Consider the following 26,403-nt stretch of genomic DNA (forward strand, 5'->3'; position numbering starts at 1 on the left):
GTTGAAATATACTATTTTTTGCAATATGACGGTACATTACCTTTCAGAAAATAACAGTATCCTTAACCACTTTGTGGCACAGCTGCGCGATGTAGGGGTGCAGGGCGACCGTATGCGCTTCAGGCAAAACCTGCACCGCATAGGCGAAGTTATGGCCTATGAAATAAGCAAAAACCTGCACTATGCCCCGGCTGCCGTAACCACGCCGCTGGGTGTAAAGGAAACGGCTTTTATTGCCGATGAGGTGGTGGTATGCAGCATATTGCGCGCCGGGCTGGCACTGCACGAGGGGCTGCTGTCTTTTTTTGATGGTGCCGAAAATGGGTTTGTATCGGCCTACCGCCACCACCCCAATAACGATGATTATTTTGAAATTGTAGCCGAGTATATGGCGGTGCCAAACCTGACGGGCAAGACGCTTATACTGGCCGACCCCATGCTGGCCACGGGGTTCTCGGCAGAGGCGGTGTATAAAAAGCTGGCAGAAAAATTTACCCCCGCACAGGTGCACCTGGCCGTGGTTATTGCCGCGCCAGAGGGAGTAGCTTATTTACAGGAACACCTGCCCGATAGCGTACACCTTTGGGTAGCCAGCCTTGACAGCCACCTGAACGAAAAGAAATACATTGTGCCGGGATTAGGCGATGCCGGTGATTTGGCGTATGGGGTGAAGTTATAGCTGCAACACAAAAATGGCAATAGCTACAACCGCTATGCCCATAACTATGGCTTCGCGCACCCACTTGTTGGGGTGGGCCTGTATGTAGTTAGCCCCCATAATGGCAAGCGGTGCAAAGGTAAAGGCTAAATAACTGTTATTCTTATTATTAGATAGTGCATAAATACCTGCGCCCAGTAAAAATGAGGCCAGTATTTTTTTGTGCGACGACTGCAAATTGAGCGGCTTGCTGCTTATAGAGGGTATGTAAGGCACGGTAAACAAAAGCGCTATACTGGCAAAAATGGCCAGGGCTATGTTTTGGTATACGTTTTCAAAATAGGTAAAGTCAAAACTTATGCTAAGCTGCTCCTGCACGTGCTCAAAAAATCCGTGGCCCAAAATAAGGCCGGCCATAAAATATAAAATGCCCACGGTGCAAAATGCAATTATGGGTATAATCCAGTTGCGGTAATCGCTCGCCACGTGAAAAATTATGGAAATAAACACCAAAACAATGTAACTCAAACTCCAAAAGTGAAAAATTGACGCCGCGAATATCCAGAACGAGGCGTCAAATATTTTTTCTTTCGGGGTAATGAGCGATTGTAATGAAATAAGCCTCCTTAGCGCCAAAAGCAGGAAAAAGTTTGCAATAATAATGTTGTCATTACTCATGGTGGTAGGAAACAACACCAGGAACAGCATGAACAGCAGCAGGGCATAGGTGTTGTTTTTTGTAAGTGTATTCTTAACGGTTACAAAACCCGTTAAAAACAACGATGCCGCCAAAAGCACCAGCAGTCCGGCTTTACGGGCCATCATAATGGGGTTTTGCAGCCACTCGCCCTCCCTGATTAGGTATAATACATAGAACAAAAGCAGGGCTGCGCCAATAATCGCATAATTTATAGGCCTTGATTTTTTGAAAAAGCTTGCTAACATGCTATAATTTTATACTTTTGCTACTGTAAATATAATACTTGTAAAAAATGACTGGATTTTTTGAAGCCCTTGGTTCCCTTTTTACTGATTTCCTTTTCATTCCGCTTGACTTTTTGCGCAGGCTTGAGCTGGAAAACTGGTGGCTTGCCAACACCATGACCTGGATATTCATTATCATTTGTTGTGGCGCTTTTGTATACTGGATGAAGCAGTTACAAATCTTTAAAGAAAATAACGACGACGATCAGGATACTACGGCTCACTCTTTCTTATCATAAGTCAAAGCCGATATCTTTTCTATAGTACATCTTATCAAAATGTAGTTTTTCTATATTTTGGTAAGATTTTTTTATGGCTACCTTAAAGTCTGAATCATAGCTTGTTACTGCAATTACACGCCCGCCTGCGGTTACTACCTGGCCATCTTTAAGGGCTGTACCCGCATGGAACGCTATTGAACCCTCTACATTTTCAAGGCCGGTAATAACACAACCCTTCTCATAATCTTCAGGGTAGCCACCGCTTACCACCATAACGGTTGTAGCGCTGCGTTCGTCTATTTCAAACGCCACGTTTTCAAGGGTTTGGTTGCTCATGGCAACAAAAATCTCAACCAGGTCGCTCTTAAGGCGCGGTATAACCACTTCGGTTTCAGGGTCGCCCATGCGCACGTTGTACTCTATTACAAACGGATCGTTACCCACTTTTATAAGGCCGATAAACACAAAACCTTTGTAGTCAATGTTCTCATTTTGAAGGCCCTGCACGGTAGGCTTCACAATGCGTTCTTCAATTTTAGCTATAAACTCGGCATCAGCAAACGGAACCGGGCTCACGGCACCCATACCGCCTGTGTTAAGGCCTGTATCGCCTTCGCCTATGCGCTTGTAGTCTTTAGCCATTGGTAGTACTTTGTAGCTCTTGCCATCGGTCAATACAAAGCAGCTCAGCTCTATACCGTCTAAAAACTCCTCAATAACCACTTTAGAGCTTGCATCGCCAAACTTGGCATCTACAAGCATGTTGCGCAGCTCTTGCTGGGCTTCTTCAAGGCTGTTAAGTATAAGCACACCTTTACCTGCTGCAAGGCCATCTGCCTTAAGCACATAAGGGGCTTTTAGGGTTTCAAGGAATTTACATCCTTCTTCAACCGTATCTTTTGTAAAGCTGTCGTAAGCAGCTGTGGGTATGTTATTCTTTATCAGGAACTTCTTGGCAAACTCCTTGCTGCCTTCCAGCTGGGCGCCATATTGAGACGGCCCTATTACCGGAATGTGGCTTAGCTGGGCATCGGCCTTAAAAAAGTCGTAAATACCTTTAACCAAAGGGTCTTCGGGGCCTACCACCACCATATCAATAGCCTTATCGAGCGCAGTTTGCTTAACAGCTGCAAAATCAGTAGCGCTTATGTTTATGTTTTGTGCTATGGCAGCAGTACCGGCATTACCGGGGGCTACAAAAAGGTTAGTGCACAGCGGGCTTTGAAGCATTTTCCAGGCAAGGGCATGCTCGCGGCCGCCTGAACCAAGTAGTAAAATATTCATGTTGTATTGTTGTTTGTGCAAAGGTAAATATTAATAGGCTTTTTCCTCACCCATAAAAATATTTACCACAGTTTGAATTATAATCCTGATATCGAGTAGTATAGACCAGTTTTCTATATAAAACACATCATACCGAATACGGTTTTGCATTTCGGCATCGCTGTTTATTTCGCCCCTGTAGCCGCTTACCTGCGCCAGGCCGGTAATGCCGGGCTTTACCAGAAGGCGGTCGCTAAACTTGTGTATATGGCCTTTATATTCGTTATTATGATACCACAGCTGCGGGCGTGGCCCTACTACCGACATATCGCCAAGAAACACATTAAAGAACTGCGGTAGCTCATCAAGGCTGGTTTTGCGCAAAAACTTGCCCGATTTTGTAACGCGGGCATCGTTTTTAACGGCCATGGCCTCGCTGTTACGGTTAACCCCCATTGAGCGGAACTTGTAGCATATAAACTCGGTTTCATCTATACCCGGGCGGCCCTGCTTAAAAAACACAGGCCCTTTGGTTTCAAGCTTAATAATAAGCGCTATAATGGGTGTAAGCCACGACAGCACAAAGATGATAACCAGCGATGAAAAGATGATATCAAAAATGCGCTTAAAGATTTTCAGTGCCGGGTTGTGTAGTGGTGTTTTTTGTGCTATAAATACCGGAAAGGCTTCAAAGTAGTCTATTGTAAGGCTTTTAAGGGGCGAAGTAATGTTATCTGGCACAAAGCGCAGTGCTATGCCCTCTTTCTGGCTAAACTGCTTTAATGCGTATGCCTGAGACGGCGTGGTTTGCGCCATTGAGCAGTAAATGGTTTGCACATTGCCTGATTTTGCAAAGGCCATGGCCTGCGCTAATACGGTTTGTGTGGTGGTTTCGGGTATGGCGCCGGGCAAAAATGCCTTTAAAAGCCTGCTCCTTTCGCCGGAAGGCAATAAAAGTTCATCGCCCACAATAATGGCATTTTCAGGATGGTACACAGGCATGGCGCAGTACAACACGTAGGCGCTGATTTTTAATACCGCAGAAACGGCTAAAAGCATTGTAATGTAACCCGTTACTGCTGTAACGTTGTAAATGGCTGGGCGCGAAAAAACAAAAAAACCGGTTATTGCCACAAGATATAAAGACAGCTGTATGGCTACTTTGTAAAAATGCTGCAGGGCATTTGTAAAGCGATAGGCCTCATAATACTTTGAAAAGTAGGCTATTGCACACCAAAAAATAACCTGGTAGCACCAAAAGTGCACATCATTATGCACAAGGGAACTAAAAAAATAATTTCCAAGTAGGGTAATGGCTGCAATATCAAGCAGTACATTAAGCGGTTTTATATAAGTAACAATCTTGCCTGCCTGCACGGTTTAACGTATGTATTCAGAAAAATCTTTGTGCTCTTCTTTTAAAAGCTCTTCTTTGCTGAGCGACTTAAAGTAGTCGTAAGTAATTTTCATGCCTTCGCTGCGGCTTACTTTTGGCTCCCAGCCCAACAGCTTTTTAGCCAGTGTAATATCGGGCTGGCGCTGTAGCGGGTCGTTTACCGGCAGGGGCTTGTATATAACCTTTTGGGTGGTGCCGGTAAGCTTTATAATTTCTTCGGCAAAATCTTTAATGGTTATCTCATCAGGGTTGCCAATGTTTACAGGGTGTACATAATCACTGTGCAGCAGGCGGAAAATGCCCTCTACCTGGTCATCTACAAAGCAAAATGAACGGGTTTGCATACCATCGCCAAAAACGGTAAGGTCTTCGCCACGCAGCGCCTGGCCTATAAATGCAGGTATAACACGGCCGTCGTTTAGCCTCATGCGGGGGCCGTAGGTATTAAATATGCGCACAATGCGTATGTCTACACCGTGAAACGTGTGGTATGCCATGGTTATAGACTCCTGAAAGCGCTTAGCCTCATCATAAACACCCCTTGGTCCTATGGTGTTTACATTGCCATAATAATCTTCGGTTTGCGGGTGCACCAGCGGGTCTCCGTATACTTCAGATGTAGATGCTATAAGTATACGTGCCTTTTTTACACGGGCCAGTCCCAGCAGGTTGTGCGTGCCCAGCGAGCCCACCTTAAGGGTTTGTATGGGTATTTTAAGGTAGTCTATAGGGCTTGCCGGAGAGGCAAAGTGCAGTATATAATCAAGTTCGCCCGGCACGTGTACAAACTTAGACACATCGTGGTGGTAAAACTCAAAATTTTTATCTTTAAAAAGGTGCTGTATGTTTTTAAGGTCGCCGGTTATAAGGTTATCCATGCCTATAACATAATATCCTTCCTTAAGGAACCTCTCGCACAGGTGAGAGCCCAGAAAGCCTGCTGCACCGGTTATTAAAATTCTTTTCATTGCGTTTTTTTTAGTTGCCTTAACGGCTTGTAATCATTAAATAAGCAGTAAAACAGGGTAAAGAAAACCACACCTTTCTGACGCCATAAAAATGATTCGGTCAAAAATAAGCTTATCATAAGAATTGAAAAAGCAATGTGTATAAAATATTTATTTTTAACAGCCTTTACAAAGTTGTATACAACCAGTACAAGCACCAGTATGAGGCCAAAAATACCCAGGTCGGCATATATTTCCATGTACTGGTTATGAAAATTAAGCTTGCTGTATGGGGTGTTGTCCCAGCCGGTATGTGTGGTGTTGTCCTGCTGTGCAATTTGCTGCACTTTTGCGCCCGATGCATTTAATCCGGCACCGGTTAGTATAAATCCTTTTTCCTGAGACATTTGCACAAGCATCCTTGCGCGGTATGCCCTGAAAGCCGGGCCGGTAAAGCCGTCGTGCGGGCTAAAGGTGTCTTTGTTCCAGGCTTCGCTAATGCTAACGGTGTGCTGGTTGCTGCCCTGCAGGTTTTTATTTGTAGGGAATGTTTGGCCCGAAAGATTGCCAAAGGCTATAAATGCGGCCCCTAATACAAAGAAGCCCGAAATGAGCATTATTCGTTTTTTTACCATAAACCCGGGGGTTATAATGTAGTAGGCGGCTATAATAAACAAATCGGTTATAATAATAACGCGCCTTGAAAGCAGCATAACCATAACAAGCAAAAAAGCAGTGGCAGCATAGCCCCAGTAGGTTTGCCTTTCTTTTACCAGAAACACAAACAATGCCAGCGAAAAAAACGTAGCCAGGTAAACGGATATGCTTTGCGAGGCCAGTTCATTATTAAAAAACACGGCGGGGTTGCCTTCTATAACATACCTTACAAATGCACGCCCTATAAGAAAAATGGCAAAAACGCACATGGCCAGGCTAAAGTTTTTAAGCACGGCGTTAATGCTGCGGGGTGGCAGCGGGCGGTTTAAAATAAAGGCAAGGGGTATAAACAGCAGCGCGGCTTCTTTGCCCAGCGCTGCGGCAGTTATTTTAGTGTTTGGGCTCCATAATAAAGACAGTGCCATAAGGCCATATAATGCTATGGGAATTAAAAGCGCACCGGCTGGCTTCATGTTGTTTCGCGAAGCAGAGAGTACAGAAAACAGTACAAAACATATAACTGCAAAACTGTTATAAACGTGGGCTGCCGGTACTGTTACCGCCACCAGTGATATAAAAAACACCAGCGATTTTTTACCGGGGGTAATCCCTATCCGCCTCAGGAGTACAGATATGGGCGCATTGTAATTATTTTGCATTAAAAGTTTTTAATGGGCTATGCCGGTCAAAAATACAGCTAACGCCATAATTACACAATAATTGCGCTTAATTTAGTATTTTTACCACCCTATATATCATAATTTTACTCTTGAAAATAGTCCATATTTCTGAAACCCTTGTAAGCGGTGTACAGGCTTATTTAAGAAACCTTTCTACATTCTTAAGCACCCATGCGCCCCATGCCCAAGTATACATTATATATAGCGGGCAACGGGAGGAGTTTGACAAAGCGGTTGCAGAGCAGCTGTTTATGGGTAAGGCTACGCTTATAGAGGTGCCTATGGCCAATAGCATTTCTCCGTTAAAAGACCTGGCATCGACAGTAAAAATATACAGGGAAATACAAAAAATTAAGCCCGATGTTATACACCTGCATTCCAGCAAGGCGGGTATACTGGGCCGGATGGCCTCTATTTTTTACCGCAAAAAGAAAAAGCTGTTTTACACCCCCCACGGCTATGCGTTTTTAAGGCAGGATGTGGGCAATACAAGCCGCAGGGTTTTTAGGCTTATAGAAAAGTATGCCCAGTTTTTTTTAGGAGGCACCACCATTGCCTGTGGCGATACCGAATATGAAATTGCAAAGGGCTTTGGCAGGGCTGCACTGATGCGCAACGGGCTTTTGTTTGATAGCCAAACACCTGTTGAGGCGCAGCCAAACAACCATAAACTTACTGTGGGCATTGTTAGCCGGCTTACGTATGCGCGGTCTCCTATGCTGTTTAATAAAATTGCGTTACGGTTTCCTGATATACAGTTTGTGTGGATAGGCGACGGAGAATTGAGGCATGAGCTTACTGCGCCTAATATTGCCGTTACAGGCTGGCTTTTTAACCATAATGAGGTTATGAAACATTTGGCAGGGCTTGATATTTATATGCAAACCTCGTTGTGGGAAGGGCTTCCGTTTGCGGTGCTCGAGGCCATGACCCTTCAAAAACCGGTAATAGCCACTAATGTAATAGGCAATAAAGATATTGTTGTGCACGGCAAAACCGGCTTTTTATTTGCAGATATTGCCGAGCTTGATGCTTTTTTTGAAGTGCTAAAAGATAAGCAGGTACGCTTAGAAATGGGCCGTGAAGGGTTTAAACGCTGTAAAGAGGTGTTTGATACCAATGAAAATTTTAAGGGCTTACTGGAGCTTTATTTGCAGTAAGCAGCTTTTGTTGCAGCCAGTATGCACTAAAAATACTGCACCACACGGCGCTAAACACTATACCGTCAAACCGGATAAGGAAATCATCTGTAAGGTTTGATATAAAAAACAGCATAAAAAAGCATATTATTACAGGGTGCTTTAGCTTAAAGCCTATAAAGCCCGGTAGTAATATGTGTGCTAATACCGCTATTGCCCCTATAATGCCAAACCGCATAAAAAAATCAAGGTACTGGTTATGCACCGGCATGTGGTATTCATGCAAAAAGTATTGCCCGGTTTTAAGATAGTATTCCATGAGTTTTGGTTTGCCATCTGAAGAGCCTGTGCCAAACGGCAGGTTTTCTGAGGCTACATTAAGGGCAGATTTCCAAATGCTTAAACGGGTAACCAGGCCGCCATAAGCTTCATATTCGGGGTGTTCAAGTTCATCGAGCCTGCCCACCTTATCCATATTCATAAAAAGCTCTGTTTTGTATTTATAAATTACATACGGATTGTATTTTATATATAGGGCAGAAAGTATTGTAAAAACTACGGTTGTTGCAAGCCCCATTTTTAACAGCCGCGCCTTGTTTTTTGATTTTATAAAATCGCCCAGGCTTATTATTGCAAAACCGGCCAGCATATTAAGCAGTGCCACACGGGTACCCACTAAAAACACTACACCTATATTTGCTGCGAGGAAAAAAAAGCCCGTAAGCTTAGATAGCACATTCTTTTTTTCTGTAAACGAATTGAGCGTAAAATAAAAGTTTATAATACCGGCAAATGCAAGGTGCATGTTTAATGCCGGTGCATGCGACTTAAAAGTATCTGAAAAAAAGTAACCCACTTCAAAAAGGTCTATACCGTTTAGGTACTTGGTTACATAATCAGGATATACTACAACAAAACGCACAACAAGCAGCAGGAGTAATATAACTATAGTGCGGCTAAAATAGAACAGTATTTTTTTTAGGTTGATGTAGCGGTAATTACCTATTATAAAAACAGGCAGGAAAAGCATAGACACCGTTTTTTCGGCTGCTTTTAAACCTTTGGAAACACTGCTGTTATTCCAGAAAAATAAAACCTCAAGCAGGAAAGGCAGTGCAACAACAGCTATTAAAACAACAGCCGGTTTTGAAAACTGCAACCGTTTTACATAAACCAGATTAAAAACCAGGAAACAAATAAGCAGTATTGTGCAGGGCATCCTCAACACAATTGAAGAGGCTATTAGTGCAACGAAAATGGTGTAAATTTTATGAAATGCCGGTTCTTGAATTTTCATAATACAAACAGTAGTAAATTAAAGGAAATAACCCCACTTTGTGCTTAACGGCCGAACCTAAATCAGGCTCAAATACTCCCTGCACAATAAAATAAGAGAAGAGCAGCAGCAAAGCCCATATTTCATAACGATATTTAAACCTGTTTTTTAATGCCCATGAAAAACGTACCAGCAAAATATAAAACAGCAGTACCTGCCATATTATAAAGGCTAAAATTTGTGGCGATAATATATGTTTTAGGCCATTTACAGGAAGGTTTACAGAAAAGAAACCATGCAAAATGCTTACAATTTCGCCATACCATGTGCCCAGGGGCAGGGGTGAAACAATTATAGAGTTAGATGCCAGTGCATTAGACCTGTCAGAGTTTACAAAACCCCGTGTACTCTCGGTTAAAAATTCTCCTTTAAGTATACCGTAGCTTAAAGACATAAATATTATTATCAATAAGCCATAGGTGTAGGTTGCCAGTGTTTTGTTTTTTAGCTTAACAAATGTAACGGCATACATGCACATGGCCAATACCGGTATTAAACAAAAGTAAATGCGGAATACAGCAAATACGGCTAAAAGCAGGCTGGATAAAATTATAGACCACATATAGGATATTCTGCTATTTTTAAAAATGTAAATTACAATGGCAATAAAAACATAGGTTATAAATTCTTTTGATGGCATTGCAATAAATACAGCAATGATTATAACTGCCAGGTAAACAATAACATTTTTTACGTTAAGCATATGAAAGTCATCCGGAATGCCTATTTTGTAAAGTATGTACATATATACAGGAAACTGTATAAGGGCAACTATAGGATATGGCAGTTTGCCCAATAAGGTTATCCTGTAAATGAGGGTTGAAATTTCATATCCCCCTACAAGGCCTTCTTCAACTATACCGGTTGTAATAGTATTGGCATCGCCCAAAAAACGGTCTGGCATAACAAATTGCAGGGCAATGCTAAGCAACCAGCCAAATATGGCGAGCAGCAAAAATATAAGATGGTTCTTTTTTACCGTATAGGCCATTACATAAGGGTTTTATATAATTCTATATGTTTATCTATCATAACATCTATGCCATACTGTGTTGCACGGGCAGCACAATTTTGGGCCGTTTGGGCGTAAAGCGCCTCATTGTTTAAAAGTATTTCAACCTGCGCGGCAAGTGCTTTGTGGTCTTTATATGGAAATAATAACCCTGCCCCGCCTACTATGGTTTCAAGCGGCGGTACATTAGAAGCTATTACAGGAAGGTGCGCTGCCATACCCTCTACACTGGCAAGCGAAAACCCTTCATATTGTGTAGACATTACCAGTATATGAGCTGTTTTAAGAAGTTGAGGTACATCCATCCTTATCCCTAAAAATTTAACCCGGTTTTCAAGGCCAAGCTCTTTTACTAAGGCAATGCAATCCTGTTTACATAAACCATCTCCTGCCAGTAGCAGCTTTACATTATCAGGCAGCAATGTTAATGCCCTTATAACGGTAGGCTGGTCTTTAACCGGAACAAAAGAAGCCACCTGTATGAGTATTTTTGTATTACTATCGGCATCTTCAAAAAACTGTTTTGGGTTTAAACCATCTGCCTGTGCATATTTTTTTATGTCTACCCCGTTGCTAACCAGCGCAAATTTGTGCTCTGGCAGTGTAATGTGATTTTTCACGCTGCGTACAACAGTTTCAGAAATACAAACAATTTTTTTGTAAGGTTTATAAAACAAAGAGTCTAATAACCTGAATATGGGTTTGCGTGTTCTGCGGCTTGAAGTGCTGTGCTCTGTATACACCAGTTTTGTTGTAGAAAACGACACCATTTTTGCTACTGCTACCCAGTATTGAGAAGGGAAGAGGTGTACATGCACTACATCATACTTTTTTAAATAGGGTATAATTTTAAACGAAAGCAGCATATTGTAAGTAGAACCATTTGTAAGGCTAAATATTGTGCACCCGGCATCTTCAAGCTGTTTGTAAAACGGGGTCTGGCTTCCGTTTAAAAGCAAAACATCAGCAGTTATGCCTTTTGCATTAAACATGGGCACAATTTCAGTAACCAGCTTTTCGGCACCGCCTGTCCTTAAATCATTTATAATGTGCAATACCTTCATTAGCTCCAAAAGGGTTTCAGGTTATCTTTTATGTATATTACCATTGCCGATGCTATATTCCAGAACAGTGCACTGCATACATAGGCCATGGCCCCCCCTGTCATGCCATATTGTGGTATAAGCCAACGGTTTAGTGCAAAGTTAAGGGCTACGGCTGCAATTAATATATATTGAAAATAGTGTTGTTTTTGCGTCATGTTTAAATACATGGGCACTACGCCAAAATAACAGCATACCCACTGGCCGGCTATCATGATAGATAATGCGCCTGCTGCCTGTACATATTCGGGCCCAAAAAAGCCAAGCAGGGTTTTGGGCAATAAAAGCACCAGTATTGCCGCGGGTGTAGCCAGCAGTATGGTGAGCCTTGAGGCATTACTTACGGTTTTTTTAAGCTCGTCTATACGCCCGGCAGCATAAAGCTCTGAAAGGCGTGTAGAAACCGTAATATTTACCGTTAGTATTATGATGGAAAGCAACGTCATTATTTTTACGGCCTGTGCATAATAAGCCACATACTGGTTGCCCATATATTTTTTAAGCAGCATTACATCTATGCTCATAAGTAAAAAAAGCGCCATGCCGCTAATAGATATGGGGTAAGACGTTTTTATAATTTGCCGTGTAGAAATTGTTTTTACACTACCAGCCTCAATTTTAGATAAATAGTAAAAAGCCATTGCTGTTGTAACAGCCGCAAGCAGTATAAAACCAAACAAATAACAATCAGTAAGATACTTTTGCTGCTCTATAACCAGCAGCAGTATTGCCGCGGCCATAACCGGTATATATTTAAGGGTATTCCTGAAAAGTTCAGAAATATTATTATGCCCCAAAGCCCTGAAAAGCTCAGTATTTAAAACGGTAATGCCATTAAAAAACAGCATGGCCGACGCTTTAAAAATAAGGGCATATATGTTTTGGTCGTTATAAAAATTATTAATGGCGGTGCTTCCTGCGGCCCACACCAGCATTAGGGCCAAAAGGCTCATAAAAAACACTATGGTTACCATTTTATAATATATATGGCGCAGCTCGTGTTGTGTATTGCTGGTTTTTAGCCTGCCCGAAAAATACAGTATGCTTTGCTCTGTGCCCAACAGGCAAAAAGTGCCTAAAGTAAGCAGGTAAGAACGTACAAAATCATACTGGCCTACAAGTTCGGCGGGGTAGTTGTTGGTTAAAAAAAACGTAAAGCCAAACAGCACGGCCACACCTAATACACGAAGCCCTAACGTTTTAAAGCTTTGTATTATAAATGGGCTGCGGGCTGCGGAAAGTAGCTTTTTGCATACAACATTAATCATAACACGCGGTTTTTTTGCATATTTACTACCCCGGATTATTATTGTACTGTACCGGCTGCCCTTTTAAGAGAATGTTTTTTGTAAAAATTCTTAAACCTTACTAAAAGTATAAATACTAATACAAAAAATACAGGTATTATTATTTTCATCCTGCCTGAAGCAGCGTTTAGTTTCTTTATATTAAGAAAAGTACCGTTATCTTTTATAATGCTGCTGTAGTTTACTTTGTCTACCTTATTTTGCTCCTGTTCTTTTAATAACACTGTTTTAGAACGGATAACTTCGTGTAAGTCAGTGCTTTCTTCATAAAATACGCTGCTGCCCCTGGTGCTGTCAGAAAAATTATTCAGTATATGGCTAATTTGCGAAATGGTAGAATCATTTACAGCCATTTTTTTATCAAGCGATTCAATATATTCCTTTTGCACCTCTTTAAAATACGGGCTACTGTTAAGGTATTTCAGTACGGGCTCGGCAATATCATTTTTATCGCATTCGCCCACAGTGTTAAAGGTTATAAGCTGGTACCTGAAATTTTTACCCATTAAAGGGTCTTTAACAAGATTGTCAAGGCTGCCTTTGTTAGCCATGGTGTTAAAAATTTCATATTTAAAATCTGTTTTATCATCAAACAGGTTTTCATTTTTGTTTATAAAGTTAAAAAGGTCTGCTACGGGCTCAACTTTTATTTTAGTAAAAGAAGCCGTATTTTTAACACCAATACTTTCTAAAAAAGCAGTGTCTCCGGCTAATATTTTTTTATTAAGCAGGTCTACCTGTTCATAAAGGTAATCAGAACTGCCAAAGTTTGGTGTTACTAAAATTTTGTTTTCAAAACTATGGGATTCCTGATCTAAATAATAGCCCAGGGCACCGCCGGCAACAAGCAGGATGCCAATTGCAATTATATTGCGTTTGGTAAAAAGAATAGCATTAAAAAAAGAGTCACCTGCACGCATGTAATACCTTTTCATGTGCTTAGACAGTTGTGTAAGGTCTATTTCTTTACTGTTTTCTGGGTCTTGGTTTGCCATTAGTTACTGTATGTTAAATAATTGTTCTAATATTTTTATGGTAATAAGGTAAGTGGGCTTTACACCTGTAGTGCCCAGGCCACCACTGGCCAGTGTGCTACCGGTTTCAAGCGGATTGTCGCTGGCATAGTAGGCATAACGTACCTTAACATCAGGGTTTATACTCTTGCGTATTTTACTGGCGCTCTGTATGGCTTTTTGGTAATAGGCGCCTTCCATTTCAAGGCCTATAACACCCCATGTGCTTTGGTTAAAGAAGGTAAGAAGGTCTCTGTTTTGAAGCGATGTGCCCAGCACCGTTACCATAGGCCCGCTGTAAACGGGTATACCCTGGCCGGCAAGCATTTCGTGCGTAAGTTCGTTTACAAAAGGGTAGTTATCTCCGGTGCCCTCGTTTATGTGTGCCGAAGGTATCATGATATCGCCCTTATTGCCCTCAAGTATACCGGCTTTGCCCATTATAGAAACCGACTCTACATTAAGCAGCGTACGGGTTTCACCTTCTTTATAAGGTTTCAGAAGCTCATCTATAGTTTCATAGGCCTGTTCGCCAAAGGCATAATCCATGACTATAATAACCGGCATTTCGCCCTGCGGGTTTGCAGTGGGGAAAGCCGTTTTGCTAAAGTCAATCTTCTCTGTATCAAAAATCTGCACATCTATGTTTGTGCCCGATGTATCGGGCATATAAATCATGCCGTTTTTAAGGGCAGCCTCTTCAACCTTAGCCCTTAGCGGGCCGTTGCCGGTTTTGCTAAGCTCTTCATATATAAAAAAGTCTTCCTTGTCTTTAAACTTACCCTTAAGCAGCGGCGGTGCAAAAACCGAGTTCATAACGCTGTGCATATTGGCGCTAATAATGTGTATGGGGCGCTGTAGCAGGCCATTTTGCTTAAGTACGGCCTTAATATTGTTTGCCCATATTTCGCCGTGTATGTGGTGGCCCAGCCTTTCACGAAGAATAGGGCTAAAGGTAATGGTGCGTTTTTGCCCGCCCATAGCCTCTTCAATAGCCAGTTTGCCCAGCCAGTATATTACACGCAGGAAACGGTCAGGGTCGGCAGCAGTGCCAAAGCCGTCATAAATATCGGTCAGTTCGGCAAAGGTGCGGCCCAGTATGTTGCTCACGTGGCTTACGGCTTTTTCGCGCTCTTCAAGCGATAGCGGTTCTTCATTAGCAATAACCTGTTCCAGTTTAATCCAGTCGCGGGCCATTTCGCCATTGTCATCAATCAGTACGCGGTTTTTTATCTTGTCAGATTCTATATAAATAAACGTAAGGTGTGTAAGGATATCATAAATATCGCTGCGCCCGCGGGTTATTTCTACATTCATCTGCTCATCGTCTATACGGTAGCAGTTGCGCTTGCGCTTGGGGGGCACAATGGCCTTAAAATGGCTTTTGCCATAGCCTTCATCGCTGGTAAGGTTTACAAAGCGGCATTGCTCTATACCCACCGGCAGGCGTTCTATAACATACAGCAGGCCGTTAAGCTCTGCTTTTTCATCGGCAATAGAGCCGTAAATTTCGGGGCGAAGCTGTAGTAATGCTTCCCTTAGCGAATCACCACTAACACCCATAGGTTTATAAAACCCCCTGTTAAACAGGTGGCGCATGGTTATGTACAGGCGTTCTATGGCGGCAGAAGACTCCTGCGCGCGCGAACGCGTTATGTTTTTAATACCCTGCATAATTATAGTTTAGCGCAAATGTATGGTTTTTATTTTAGTTGCTTAGTGTAACGTTTATGGCGGGCACCATCCAGTTGCCGTTGTGGCGTGACCACTGATTCATTTGGAATTTGTGCCAATAGCCTTTAAAATAATAGCTTATGGGCTGTGGCATATCATTGCTGTAAATATCCGGCCCATGCACAAGGACACGTTCTGTTTTTTTAGCTATTACAATCTCGGTATCTACAATTTTACCGGTGGCCTCATAGGGGTACAGGTTGCTGTCGAACTTTAGCCACTCGTAGGCTACTATAAGGCCTTCTGCAGGCATGCTGAGGTTGTATGCCGTAACATCTACCACTGTTTCTTTTTTGCCGCGTTTTGCAGAGGCCATAATACCGCCGGCAACCAGTTCTTCGGCAGGCAGGCTGTCTTTACCCATTTTGTATAGATGCAACCTGAACTGCGCGGTTGCGTTAGATTTATTGCGGGTAAATAGTTCCACATTTTTTAAAAAGGGGGTTGCGGTATAGCTTTCCTTATACGGAAACAGTTTGCCCAGCATAGACCAGTCTGTTGTAAATGGGCTCAGTGCTGCTTTTTTACGGGTTCCGTTTCCTATAGTTATTTTTTTGCTTTGCTTTAGGGTAGTAACTTCTACATTATCAAGCGTAGTGGTATCTACAGCTACCTGCGCGGTAAGCGATAGCGAAAAGAGAAGGAGTAAGGCGCAGAGGTGTTTCATTGGTTGAGGATTTTTATATGTTAACTAAAAAAATCAGCAATCTTCCGGTCGTTACTCAGGCGGGGCAGTTTGTTTTGCCCGCCCAGCTTGCCAATACTTTTCATATAGTCCTGGAAGCCGTTTTTGGTCACTTTAGTAATTACTATAGTGCGCAACACATTACCGGCAATCAGGTCGTCATAATATACATTTTGTTTGCGCATGGCATTGTCAAGAAAAAGGGCAAAGGTTTCGAGATTTTCAGGTTCCTCGCCAAATTCTATAAACCACTCGTGGTAGGGCAGCCCTGTGGCGGGCGTAATTTGCGGCGCCACGGTAAACTCATTAACGGTTATGTTTGTGCCCTGCATGGCCTCGTTAAGGGCGCTTTCTACCTCTTTGCCTATAACGTGCTCGCCAAAGGCAGATATGTAATGTTTTATCCTGCCGGTTACCACCACACGATAGGGCGCAAGCGATGTAAATGCCACGGTATCGCCAATATTATAGGCCCAGAGCCCGGCGTTGGTAGATATGATAAGCACGTAGTTTACACCCAGCTCAACCTGGCCTATCGTATAGCGGCGTGGGTTTTCGGTAAAGAACTCGTCAGCTTTTATAAATTCATAAAAAATGCCCGAATTAAGCAGCAGCAGCATACCTTTTTCGGTTTGGCTGTCCTGGTAAGCAAAAAAGCCCTCGCTGGCCGGGAAAAGCTCTATACTGTCTACCCTGCGGCCTATAAGGTTTTCAAATTTGGCTCGGTAGGGTTCATAATTTACGCCGCCGTATATAAACAGGTTAAAGTTTTTAAAGATATCGCCCACGGGCTTGCCTTGGCGCTGTTGCAGCTTTTCAAAATACATTTGCACCCAGCTGGGTATGCCCGATATTACGGCCATATCTTCGTTAACTGTTTCAGCTACAATGGCATCTACCTTGGTTTCCCAGTCGTTTATGGTATTGGTTTCCCAGCTGGGCATACGGTTTTTTTGAAGGTAGGCGGGCACGTAGTGGGCTACAATACCACTTAGGCGGCCCAGCTTAACCCCGTTCTTTTCGGTTAGCTCAGGGCTTCCCTGCAGGAAAATCATTTTGCCGTCTACAAAATCAGCCTTGCCGGTTTCATGAATGTAAGACAGTATGGCGTTGCGCGCTGCCTGAATGTGAAACGGCATGCTTTCTTTAGTAAGCGGGATGTACTTGGCACCACTTGTTGTGCCCGATGTTTTGGCAAAATACAATGGCTTGCCCGGCCATAAAATATCTTCTTCGCCCTTAACCACACGGTCTACATAGGGGCGCAGGGCTTCATAATCGCGCACGGGTACTTTTGCGGCAAAATCATCATAAGACTGTATACCGTTAAAACCATGGTCTTTGCCAAACTGTGTGCCCTTAGCTTTTTCCAACAGTTCCCTGAAAACCTTTTGCTGGGTTTCAACAGGGTTAGTAGCCCATTTTTGGGTTTTGGAATGAATTACAGATGCGAATATTTTGGCTCCGAATGTTTTTAACGACATTGGTTTGGGTATTAGTTACTGAATTTATTTTTAAGGGCTTTTTCTGTGCCAACAAACAGGTATATGCCGCATAATAATGCCAGCACAAGGCCGCCAATCATTTTTGTTTCTTCCTGTCCGGGAATTAAGGCCGCAAGCAGCGATATAACTACCATTACCACCGCTGCCCTTAACATGAGCACGGTAGAGAACTTTTGTGCAAAATCCCACCGTTCCTGCGATTTCATAGAACTGCCCGTGCGGTAACCGTACAGGTAATTGATTTTTTTAGGCGGGTACAAATACATGATAACGCCTGCTATCATAAAGATAATTCCGCATAATAAAGAAGGGGCCATTATGTGCAATACAAATTCGTCCATACTATTACTTATTCAAAATCAATAAACTGGGTTGGGTTAATGGGGTAGCCGTCTTTCCACAGCTCAAACAGCACCTGGGCATCTGCCAGCCCCAGTACCTCGCCGGAGCGCACTATGTCGCCCTGCTGCTTATTAACCGAATCTACCTTTTTATATACTGATATAATACCATCATTATGGCGCACCATAACCACGTTGCCGTTAGCGGGCGTCCACTCTGCCATAAGCACCGTTCCGGCGGCAATGGCCTTAACGGGGGTGTCTTTTGCAATGGCAACCTCAATGGCATACTCGCGCTTATTGGCATTATAAGCCTTGGTTATATGCCCGTTTACCGGGGCAAAAAGCACCTGGTTTACACGGGGCTGTGCCTTTTCAAACAGGTTGTACTTGTCTTCCTTAGCCACCTGCTCACGCAGTTTTGCATCGGCGCTGCTGGGTTTCATTTCGGCATCGGTAAGGGTTGCCTGCTCACCGGCCACAATAGAGTCGCGGCTCAGTTTGGTATGCTCAAGGTTGCCCGTAAGCACCTTGTTTATATTAGCCATATAAGCCTTGTTTTCCTCCAGCACCTTAACCAGCGAGTCTGACTTAATAGCGTTTAGCGTAGCCTGTTTTTTAAGCCCTGTGCTGGCATAGCCGGGTATGTATTCGCGCAGGGGCGTAAAGGCAATAATATATGTTGTAAGGGCTATCATTACAATACTAATGCTGGTAAGCCATACAAACACGTTCATAAGGTTGAGGCGCAGCGAAAAAATCTCCTCAAATGTATCTTCGTTAAGAATTACCAGGCGGTTTTTGTTGAACAGCTTTTTTCTGATAATTTGCTTTTTGAGCCGTTTAGCACACATAAAGTACCGTTTAATTGACAAATATAGCAATCATTGCCTTACAAAGGTGTTGCACCCGGTAAAGCAACTGTAAATTTAACCAACCCGCAGGCGGTTTAAAAATCCGGGTATTTTAACGAAGTAAACATGATGGTTTTAATTATTAGCCCGGATATTTTTAATGCAAACAATACAAAAAGGCTTTTAGTATAGCTGTGTGCAAAAATAAAGGCAGCAAACAAATGTTATACTGCCTTACTGTATTATAAAAACCGGATTGTTGAACAATCTAAATAATTAAAAAAAACTACACCGCAAAGAACTCCTCAAGCTCTTTAAGGGTTTCTGCCGATGTGTAGATGTCTTTAACCACTTCGCCCTTGTGCATGGCCACTATGCGGTCGCTAACTTCGGTAGTATGGGCCAGGTCGTGGCTTGATACCAGTATGGTAACGTTTTTGTCATCAGCCAGTTCGCGTATAATTTTCTTAAGGCGGAATTGCGTTGTAGGGTCAAGGTTGGCAAAGGGCTCATCAAGGATGATCAGCTCTGGGTTGCCTATAAGGGTAGCTATAATGCCTACCTTCTTCTGGTTGCCCTTGCTCAGGTCGCGCAGGTACTTTTTCTTGCCCAGGATTTCGTCGTTAAAAAAGTCAGAATATCTTGAGACCAATGCATCTACTGTGGCTTTGTTCTGCCCGCGCAGCTCGCCTATAAAGTAAAAATACTCTTCTGCCGTAAGGTAGCCTATTAAAAAGGTTTCATCCAGAAAAGCGGCGGTAAAGGGTTTCCAGTCTTCGCTGATGTTTACCTGAACGCCTTTTAGCTTTACAGAACCGTTGCTGGGCTCTATAAGGTCCAGCAACAGGCTGAACAGCGTGGTTTTACCGGCGCCGTTGTTGCCCACAAGGCCAAAGCTTTCGCCCTGTTTTATTTCAAGGTGGTTTATATTAAGTACGGTTACACCGTTATATGTTTTGCGGAGGGAATTGATTTCTATCATGGTTTTTTATGTGGAATGTCTTAGTTGTTAGATAATTAGCCTTTTTGTTTGTAAGCCGCTATGGTACTGTATTTTTCGGCCTTATAAATGCGTTCTATAGCCCTGAACGCCACATTGCGGAACGCCAGCCCCAGCAGGCCTGCCGCCGTTACAAACAGGTATCCGGCAGTTTCGTTTATAAAGGTTGCGCCCAAAAGGTATAAGGCTATAGGCCCCAGCATTTTTGGTAGCGACAACAGCATGGTTTTTATATTAAACGCCTGCTTGTTGCCAAATGCCTGCTTGCCACTGGTAAGGTCTATAGGGGTTTTTACAAACGCGCCGCCAAACAGCACCAGAAGTGAGTTTACACCTATATTAAACACCGCCCCGGAAAGTATCATAAGGTATACATGCCACCCGAAATACAGGTAAAACGAACATATAACGGCACTAACCGCCGTGGCTATAACCATAAGCCACCATTTAGAGGCCAGGTAATCGCGGTAGGTTATGTTCTGGCTCATCATAAGTGGGTAATAAGCACTGTCCCAGCTGGGTACAAACTGCCCGAAGGTAAACAGGAAACCGCCGCTTACAAATATTGAGGCAAATACCTGCCAGCCTGCACCTTCATATACCTCAAGCATACCGGTGTAAAACAGCATACCGTAAAAGATAAAGATAACACTCATTACCACAGTGGTTTTAGAGCGCTTGTTGCGCAGTATAAGCTTCAGGTCGTTTTTAAGGAACGGGCTCATGGTGCCAAAGCGGTTAAGCCATGCAAAATCCTGTGTTTGAGCCTGCTGGTGCTTGCCTTTAAGGCCGGTATCGAGGTACATTTTTTTGCTGAAGAACTTGTGGGCAAACCACCACAGCGCGGCAAACAGTACAACGGGCACTAATACCAGGTAATAAGTGGTGTATATGCCATGGAAGAACACGCCCGTTACCAGGGTAACATCAAAATAGCTGTAGTACTGTAAACCGCCAAACAGCCCCAGTATGCCCAGGAAGATAACAAACACAAAGTCGTTATCGCTCATAAGCACGTTGAGCATATTGTTTACATATACCAGCAGCCACATGCCTGCCCACCATAGCAATACGCCGGCAGGGTCATAGCCTTCTTTTAGCAATACAACGCTAAAAGGCACTATAGAAAACACGTGGATAATATTAAAGAATGATATAAGCGACTTGCCCAGTGCAAAGTTTACAATAGTACTGCGCTTTATGGGCAGGGTTAGCAAAGGCCTTATGTTTATAACCGGCAGCTTTTGCAGCAGCGACTTGATAACCAGGTCTACAAGAAAGTAATAAATAAGGTACTTGCTAACTACTACAAGCGGGTCCTGGTGCAGTTCTTTCTGTATTATATAATAACCGGTGGCGCTGCCCGCCAAAAACATAAGGCTGTAAATAACGGCAACTAAGCCCAGGAAAATTTTAATGCCCAGGTTTGTGCCAAAAGCCTGCGAACGTACAAAGGCTTTCCACTCCAGGCGGATAAATTGTAAAAACATAATGTGTGGTGGTTTTATTGGCTAATAGGTAGCCGTTTGCCCCCGAAAGTTACAGTTTTATTTTATAAACTGCATTTTATACTTTTTAGTAAGTGATAAATAAGTATAATAAACCGCGCTTAATACTGTTAGTATCAGTGCATAATAAGCGCACAGGGCAATATTGTTCTCTATAAGCCTGTCGGGTTTAAGCATTACCGTAATGAAGTAAAAAACAATACAAACCGATGTTAAAAGCTTGTCCGGCACAGAGTAGCGGTTTTTTCCGATACCAACATAGCTAAGGAAACCGTGTATAAATACCCCTATAATTATAATGCCCGAAGCATAGTAAATAATACGTTGCCCCACTTTTGGCCCTGCTGTGTCTGTAAGGCTTATAAAGCCCCAGGTAATAAGCGCAAAGAGAATAAAGAATACGGGTTTGATAAGGTTTTTGCCCAGTGTATTCCATGCCCTGGTCCTGGCATTAATGGCAAACGCTTTGTTGTTTTGCAGCAATTCTGCCTTGTGTTTTACCATGTAAGTGGTAAAGTTTTCTATAAAATCGCCCTCCATACCCTCGAGGGCAGAAGCTATGTGGTCGGCCATTTCATAACGGATGTCCTCATACACTATCCCCGAATTTTTAAGATAATTGTCTATAAACTGTACCTCATGTTTAGTAATTGCAGCCATAATTATATCGTTTAAAATTGTAAATCGGTTTTGGGTGCGCCACTCACCAGGCTTTGCATATTTTTTATGAATTCCTCGAGTTCGGCCAGGCGGTTTACGGTTTCTTTCTCGCCGGTTTCGGTAAGTTTGTAGTACTTGCGCATGCGGTTGTCTACACGCTCTACCTCAACATCAAGGTGGCCGTCTGCCTCCAGCTTGTGCAGCGCGGGGTATAAAGCACCTTCAGTAATATTCAGTTCGCCTTTGGTAATCAATTTTACCTTTTGGGTAATTTCATAACCATACATGCGGCCGTTTTCTTCCAGCAGCTTCATTATTATGGTATTAAGGCTCCCTTTATAGAGTTGCGAGTTTTTCATGATGCAAATTCTTCTTCCACAAATATACATAAATTTCTTATGTATAATATTCTTAGGTATTATTTTATGTTGGCTAATTTCATTTCCGCAATTGGAATATGTATTTTTGCAGGAAATTTATAGAAATGTCATCGTTTTACCCACTAATAATAAAAGACATAAGGAAAGAAACCCCACATGCGGTTTCTATAGCATTTGCCATTCCTGAAAGCCTTAGCCAGCAATACACCTTTTTGGCCGGGCAGTATATAAACATCAAGACCCAGTTTGAGGGTAAAGAGGTGCGCAAGGCCTACTCTATTTGTTCGGCTCCCGGCAGCGGAGAGCTTCGTGTGGCCATAAAGGCGGTTAAGCACGGCGGTTTTTCGGTTTTTGCCAATGAGCAGCTAAAACCCGGCGACACCATGGAGGTGGGCATACCTGAAGGTAAATTTACCTTTGAGCCAAAGCCCGACAGGCAGCGTAACTATGCCGCCTTTGCAGCAGGCAGTGGCATTACGCCTATACTTTCTATCATTCTTTCGGTTTTGGAAAGCGAGCCTGAAAGCACGTTTGTACTTACTTATGGCAACAAAACACCCGAGGAAACCATTTTCCACGACTTTTTGAAGGAACTTGAAGAGCAGTACCTGGGCCGCTTTTTTGTGCAGTTTGTATTCAGTAAGGCGCATGCCGAAGAGGCTATCTTTGGCCGTATAGAACGCTCTACCGTAAACTTCATTATCAAGAACAAGCACAAGGAAAAGGAGTTTGCCAAATTCTACCTGTGCGGGCCCGAAGAAATGATACACATGGTTAACGGTGTGCTGCGTGAAAGCAATGTTGCCGAGAAAGACATTAAGTTTGAGCTGTTTTCTACCCCTATAGCCGAAAAGAAAATCGAGGCCAGCCTTGAGGGGCAAACCAAGGTTACCGTACTGGTAGACGAGGAGGAAGTTACCTTTATGATGCCTAAAGACATGACCATTCTTGATGCCGCGCTTAAGCAGGGTGTAGATGCGCCATACTCGTGCCAGGGCGGTATTTGCAGCAGCTGCATGGCCCGCATAAGCAACGGCAGCGCCCAGATGAAAAAGAACGCCATACTAACCGATGGCGAAATTGCCGAAGGCCTTATCCTTACCTGCCAGGCACACCCCACATCGGGCGAGCTGTATGTAGATTTTGACGACGTATAGGCTTTGATTGAAAAATTAAAAAGATTTAAATATTGAAAGATGCTTAACGGCATCTTTTTTTGTCTTAAAAATATTCCCCATTACAAAAAGAAGCGTATTTTTACCCATCCCTAATACTAAAATCATCTTTTAATAGTTTAGGATAAAAATTGTTTCGCATTGAAAACCAGTACCTGTAAATATTTTCTTCTTATTGGTGCGGCAGGTTTAATATTGGCCTGCTCTACTAAAAAAGATACATTTATTAACCGCAACTTCCATGCGGTTAATACCGAATATAATGTGCTCTACAACGGTAACTTAGCGCTTACTGCGGGCATTGAAGACCTTAAAACCTCTTATGTAGACAATTATTGGGATGTGCTTAGTGTAGAGCGTATGCAGCCCACCCTGGAGCAGCAGCAGCCTACAGATAAGCCCAATGCCAATTTTCAGCGTGCTGAAGAAAAGGCGGTTAAGGCCATACAAAAGCACTCTATGAATATAGGCAACAGCGAGCGCAACCCACAAATGGATGAGGCGCACCTGTTGCTGGGCAAAGCCCGTTATTATGACAACCGCTACATACCGGCGCTTGAGGCCCTTAACTACATACTGCTTAAATACCCAAACAGCAGCCAGATAGACGAGGCAAAGGTGTGGCGCGAAAAAGTAAACATCCGTATAGATAACGACGGTGTAGCCATAAAAAACCTCAATAAGCTTATTAAGGAAAAGGGCGAGGCCATGGAGCCGCAAATTTTTAGCGATGCCAATGCCATGCTGGCCCAGGCGTATATTAAGGAAGAAAAAATAGACAGCGCCGCCTACCTGCTTAAAAAAGCGGTTATTTATACAAAAGACAAAGAAAAAAAGGCACGCTACCGCTTTATTGTGGGCCAGCTGCATGAAAAATTGAAAGAGCCTGACAGCGCTTTTGCTTATTTTCAGAAGGTAATAGATATGAAGCGCCAGTCTCCGCGCATTTACATAATACAGGCACACGCCCGCCAGGCCGCCCAGTTTGACTATAAAAAAGGCGATACCCTTGCCTTTATGGAAAAATACCGCAAGCTGCTTAAGGATCGCGAAAACCGCCCCTACCTGGACTGGCTAAACTATCAGGTGGCTGTGTTTTATGATAAGCAGGATCTTGACAGTACTGCCGTGGTGTATTACAACAAATCGCTTCGCGCCAAGCCAAAAGACCGCTACCTTAACGCTACAAACTACCGCAGCATAGGCGAAATTAACTTTGAAAATGCACAGTATGTAGCCGCAGGCAAGTATTATGACAGTACCCTGGTGCACCTTGACGACCGCACCCGCGAGTATAAAGCCATCAAGAAAAAACGCGATAACCTGGCCGACGTTATTAAGTATGAAGCCATAGCCCAGGTTAACGACAGTATACTGCACATAACATCGCTTAACGAGCAGGGCAGGCTGGCTTATTATGAAGACTATATTAAAAAACTAAAGGTACAGGACGAACTTAAGCGCAAGCGTGCTGAGGCCGAAGCCCAAAAGCAGGCTAATATAGCGGCTAACCAAAACAACGTAATGGGGGGTAATGATGCCCTGGGCCTGGAAGGAGGCCTTAAAGGTGGCTTGCAAACCACCGGGGCAATGCCAGCTGTTAAGTCTAATATGCCAGGAGCGCGCGGCGTTACACAGCCGGGTAGCAGTACTACCACAACCACCGGTACCGATGCCGGCGCAGGGGGTGGGGTAAGCAACTTCCAGTTTTATAACACATCTGCCGTTGCCTATGGGCAAATGGAGTTTAAAAAGCGCTGGGGTGGCAGGGCGCTGGTAGACAACTGGCGCTGGTCTTCAGAGCTGCGTGGTGCGGCACAGGATAATGACGATGCCATTGCCGATGCCGACAGCCTGGGCAATTCTAAAGACGAAGTGCTGGACCCAAGGTACGACCCTAATTTTTACATAACACAATTGCCTACAGAGCAGGTAATTTTAGACAGCCTTGCAAAAGAACGCAACTTTGCCTACTACCAGCTGGGTATTATATATAAGGAGAAGTTTAAAGAATACAGGCGATCTGTAGATAAGCTGGAAAGGCTGCTGGTAAACAACCCTGAGGAGCGCCTTATACTGCCTGCAAAGTATAACCTGTACAAGGTATATGAAATTCTTGGCGATGCCGCCAATGCAGAGAAATATAAAAACCAGGTGCTTAATGAGTACCCTGACAGCCGCTATGCCCAGATGATTCGCAACCCGCAAAGCGAAGACATTTATAAAGGCAGCCCCGAGGCCGTATATGCCGGTGTGTACAAAATGTATGAAGACGGCAAAATACGTGAGGCCGCTGCCCAGACAGACGTATATATAGATACCTATACCGGCGAGGAAATCAACTCTAAGTTTGAACTGCTAAAGGCACAGCTTACCGGCAGGCTCCAGGGTATTGAAGAATATAAAAAGCAGCTTAACTATGTGGCGCTAACCTACCCTAACAGTGAGGAAGGCAAGCGTGCCGAAGAGTGGCTTAAAACACAAATACCGCTGCTGGAAAAAATAAACTTTGGCCAGGAAGCCCTTAGCTACAAGCTGGTGTTTAAATTTGCACCCGGCGACCCGCGCATAGCCCCGCTTACCGCAAAACTTGAAAAGTTTATTAAAGAAGGGGTAAACAATTACATAAAACTTACTACCGATATTTATACCACAAACGAAGACTTTATTGTGGTGCACGGCTTTATTAGCAAGCTGGCTGCCGAAGACGCCGCCACCGTGCTTACCGATTATAAGGAGTATAAAATAGGCGAAACGCCAACCATAATCTCTACCGAAGATTACAAGGTGGTTATGATAAGGAAAAACTTTAACCAGTATTTATCAACCTATAAAATAGAATAAC

At 43.3% G+C, this 26,403-nt stretch carries 23 protein-coding genes and 1 pseudogene; 5 read left to right on the forward strand and 19 right to left on the reverse strand.

Annotation, left to right across the window (positions count from 1 at the left end; translation table 11 throughout):
- Positions 1-25: 25 nt before the first annotated feature.
- Positions 26-679: a uracil phosphoribosyltransferase gene (upp, locus tag AM279_RS14380; protein WP_054408727.1), complete on the forward strand. Its 654-nt coding sequence runs from the start codon at positions 26-28 to the stop codon at positions 677-679.
- Here the strand turns inward: upp and AM279_RS14385 are convergent.
- Positions 674-1,603, reverse strand: a complete 930-nt coding sequence (locus AM279_RS14385) for a DUF6427 family protein (protein ID WP_054408728.1) — start codon at positions 1,601-1,603, stop codon at positions 674-676. The genes upp and AM279_RS14385 overlap by 6 nt on opposite strands.
- A 47-nt stretch (positions 1,604-1,650) precedes the next feature.
- Here AM279_RS14385 and AM279_RS14390 point away from each other — a divergent pair, with 47 nt between their 5' ends.
- Positions 1,651-1,881 carry a DUF6341 family protein gene (locus tag AM279_RS14390; protein WP_054408729.1) on the forward strand — a complete coding sequence of 77 codons (231 nt, stop codon included), beginning with the start codon at positions 1,651-1,653 and terminating at the stop codon, positions 1,879-1,881.
- Here AM279_RS14390 and purD read toward each other — a convergent pair.
- The 4 genes and pseudogenes from purD to AM279_RS14410 all read right to left on the reverse strand — a co-directional run.
- Positions 1,876-3,147, reverse strand: a complete 1,272-nt coding sequence (gene purD / locus AM279_RS14395) for a phosphoribosylamine--glycine ligase (protein ID WP_054408730.1) — start codon at positions 3,145-3,147, stop codon at positions 1,876-1,878. The two genes, AM279_RS14390 and purD, sit on opposite strands and share 6 nt — an antisense overlap.
- A gap of 30 nt (positions 3,148-3,177) precedes the next feature.
- Entirely contained in the window at positions 3,178-4,503 is a 1,326-nt protein-coding gene (locus AM279_RS14400) for an exopolysaccharide biosynthesis polyprenyl glycosylphosphotransferase (RefSeq protein ID WP_054408731.1), read from the reverse strand.
- A gap of 3 nt (positions 4,504-4,506) precedes the next feature.
- Positions 4,507-5,490: a UDP-glucuronic acid decarboxylase family protein gene (locus AM279_RS14405; protein ID WP_054408732.1), complete on the reverse strand. Its 984-nt coding sequence runs from the start codon at positions 5,488-5,490 to the stop codon at positions 4,507-4,509.
- Positions 5,491-5,693: 203 nt separating this feature from the next.
- Positions 5,694-6,785 (reverse strand): annotated as a pseudogene (locus AM279_RS14410) (O-antigen ligase family protein); the annotation flags it as partial.
- Positions 6,786-6,895: 110 nt separating this feature from the next.
- Between AM279_RS14410 and AM279_RS14415 the strand changes: the two are divergent.
- Positions 6,896-7,966 (forward strand): glycosyltransferase, encoded by a 1,071-nt coding sequence (locus AM279_RS14415; RefSeq protein ID WP_054408734.1) that lies wholly within the window; start codon positions 6,896-6,898, stop codon positions 7,964-7,966.
- Here the strand turns inward: AM279_RS14415 and AM279_RS14420 are convergent.
- From AM279_RS14420 to AM279_RS14485, 14 genes are all read right to left on the reverse strand, one after another.
- A complete protein-coding gene (locus AM279_RS14420; protein WP_054408735.1) occupies positions 7,935-9,242 on the reverse strand; it encodes an O-antigen ligase family protein in 1,308 nt (435 codons plus the stop codon). The genes AM279_RS14415 and AM279_RS14420 overlap by 32 nt on opposite strands.
- Positions 9,214-10,272 (reverse strand): hypothetical protein, encoded by a 1,059-nt coding sequence (locus AM279_RS14425; RefSeq protein WP_054408736.1) that lies wholly within the window; start codon positions 10,270-10,272, stop codon positions 9,214-9,216. Before AM279_RS14425 ends, AM279_RS14420 begins: the two co-directional genes overlap by 29 nt.
- Positions 10,272-11,357 (reverse strand): glycosyltransferase, encoded by a 1,086-nt coding sequence (locus AM279_RS14430; RefSeq protein WP_054408737.1) that lies wholly within the window; start codon positions 11,355-11,357, stop codon positions 10,272-10,274. Before AM279_RS14430 ends, AM279_RS14425 begins: the two co-directional genes overlap by 1 nt.
- Positions 11,357-12,664: an MATE family efflux transporter gene (locus AM279_RS14435; RefSeq protein ID WP_054408738.1), complete on the reverse strand. Its 1,308-nt coding sequence runs from the start codon at positions 12,662-12,664 to the stop codon at positions 11,357-11,359. Before AM279_RS14435 ends, AM279_RS14430 begins: the two co-directional genes overlap by 1 nt.
- A gap of 38 nt (positions 12,665-12,702) precedes the next feature.
- Complete coding sequence (locus AM279_RS14440) at positions 12,703-13,698, reverse strand: hypothetical protein (protein WP_054408739.1); 996 nt, start codon at positions 13,696-13,698, stop codon at positions 12,703-12,705.
- 3 nt (positions 13,699-13,701) lie between these two features.
- Positions 13,702-15,390: a DUF6909 family protein gene (locus AM279_RS14445; RefSeq protein WP_054408740.1), complete on the reverse strand. Its 1,689-nt coding sequence runs from the start codon at positions 15,388-15,390 to the stop codon at positions 13,702-13,704.
- 34 nt (positions 15,391-15,424) lie between these two features.
- Complete coding sequence (locus tag AM279_RS14450) at positions 15,425-16,117, reverse strand: hypothetical protein (protein WP_054408741.1); 693 nt, start codon at positions 16,115-16,117, stop codon at positions 15,425-15,427.
- Positions 16,118-16,137: 20 nt separating this feature from the next.
- The gene (locus AM279_RS14455) at positions 16,138-17,619 is read right to left on the reverse strand and encodes a GH3 auxin-responsive promoter family protein (protein WP_054408742.1); all 1,482 of its coding nucleotides are present in this window, start codon (positions 17,617-17,619) and stop codon (positions 16,138-16,140) included.
- A gap of 11 nt (positions 17,620-17,630) precedes the next feature.
- Positions 17,631-17,981 carry an SdpI family protein gene (locus AM279_RS14460; RefSeq protein ID WP_054408743.1) on the reverse strand — a complete coding sequence of 117 codons (351 nt, stop codon included), beginning with the start codon at positions 17,979-17,981 and terminating at the stop codon, positions 17,631-17,633.
- An 8-nt stretch (positions 17,982-17,989) separates the two neighbouring features.
- Positions 17,990-18,835 carry a M23 family metallopeptidase gene (locus AM279_RS14465; RefSeq protein ID WP_054408744.1) on the reverse strand — a complete coding sequence of 282 codons (846 nt, stop codon included), beginning with the start codon at positions 18,833-18,835 and terminating at the stop codon, positions 17,990-17,992.
- A 286-nt stretch (positions 18,836-19,121) separates the two neighbouring features.
- A complete protein-coding gene (locus AM279_RS14470; protein ID WP_054408745.1) occupies positions 19,122-19,817 on the reverse strand; it encodes an ABC transporter ATP-binding protein in 696 nt (231 codons plus the stop codon).
- Positions 19,818-19,852: 35 nt separating this feature from the next.
- Positions 19,853-21,325 (reverse strand): DUF5687 family protein, encoded by a 1,473-nt coding sequence (locus AM279_RS14475; protein ID WP_054408746.1) that lies wholly within the window; start codon positions 21,323-21,325, stop codon positions 19,853-19,855.
- Positions 21,326-21,382: 57 nt separating this feature from the next.
- A complete protein-coding gene (locus AM279_RS14480) occupies positions 21,383-22,003 on the reverse strand; it encodes a hypothetical protein (RefSeq protein WP_054408747.1) in 621 nt (206 codons plus the stop codon).
- An 11-nt stretch (positions 22,004-22,014) separates the two neighbouring features.
- Positions 22,015-22,362: a PadR family transcriptional regulator gene (locus tag AM279_RS14485; protein WP_173571681.1), complete on the reverse strand. Its 348-nt coding sequence runs from the start codon at positions 22,360-22,362 to the stop codon at positions 22,015-22,017.
- 125 nt (positions 22,363-22,487) lie between these two features.
- Here AM279_RS14485 and AM279_RS14490 point away from each other — a divergent pair, with 125 nt between their 5' ends.
- Both AM279_RS14490 and porW read left to right on the forward strand, forming a co-directional pair.
- Positions 22,488-23,540, forward strand: a complete 1,053-nt coding sequence (locus tag AM279_RS14490) for a ferredoxin--NADP reductase (protein WP_054408748.1) — start codon at positions 22,488-22,490, stop codon at positions 23,538-23,540.
- A gap of 159 nt (positions 23,541-23,699) precedes the next feature.
- Positions 23,700-26,402 carry a type IX secretion system periplasmic lipoprotein PorW/SprE gene (gene porW / locus AM279_RS14495; protein ID WP_054408749.1) on the forward strand — a complete coding sequence of 901 codons (2,703 nt, stop codon included), beginning with the start codon at positions 23,700-23,702 and terminating at the stop codon, positions 26,400-26,402.
- The last annotated feature ends 1 nt before the right edge of the window (position 26,403 follow it).

The organism is Flavobacterium akiainvivens (genome assembly GCF_001278115.1).
In the GTDB taxonomy this organism is placed as follows: domain Bacteria; phylum Bacteroidota; class Bacteroidia; order Flavobacteriales; family Flavobacteriaceae; genus Flavobacterium; species Flavobacterium akiainvivens.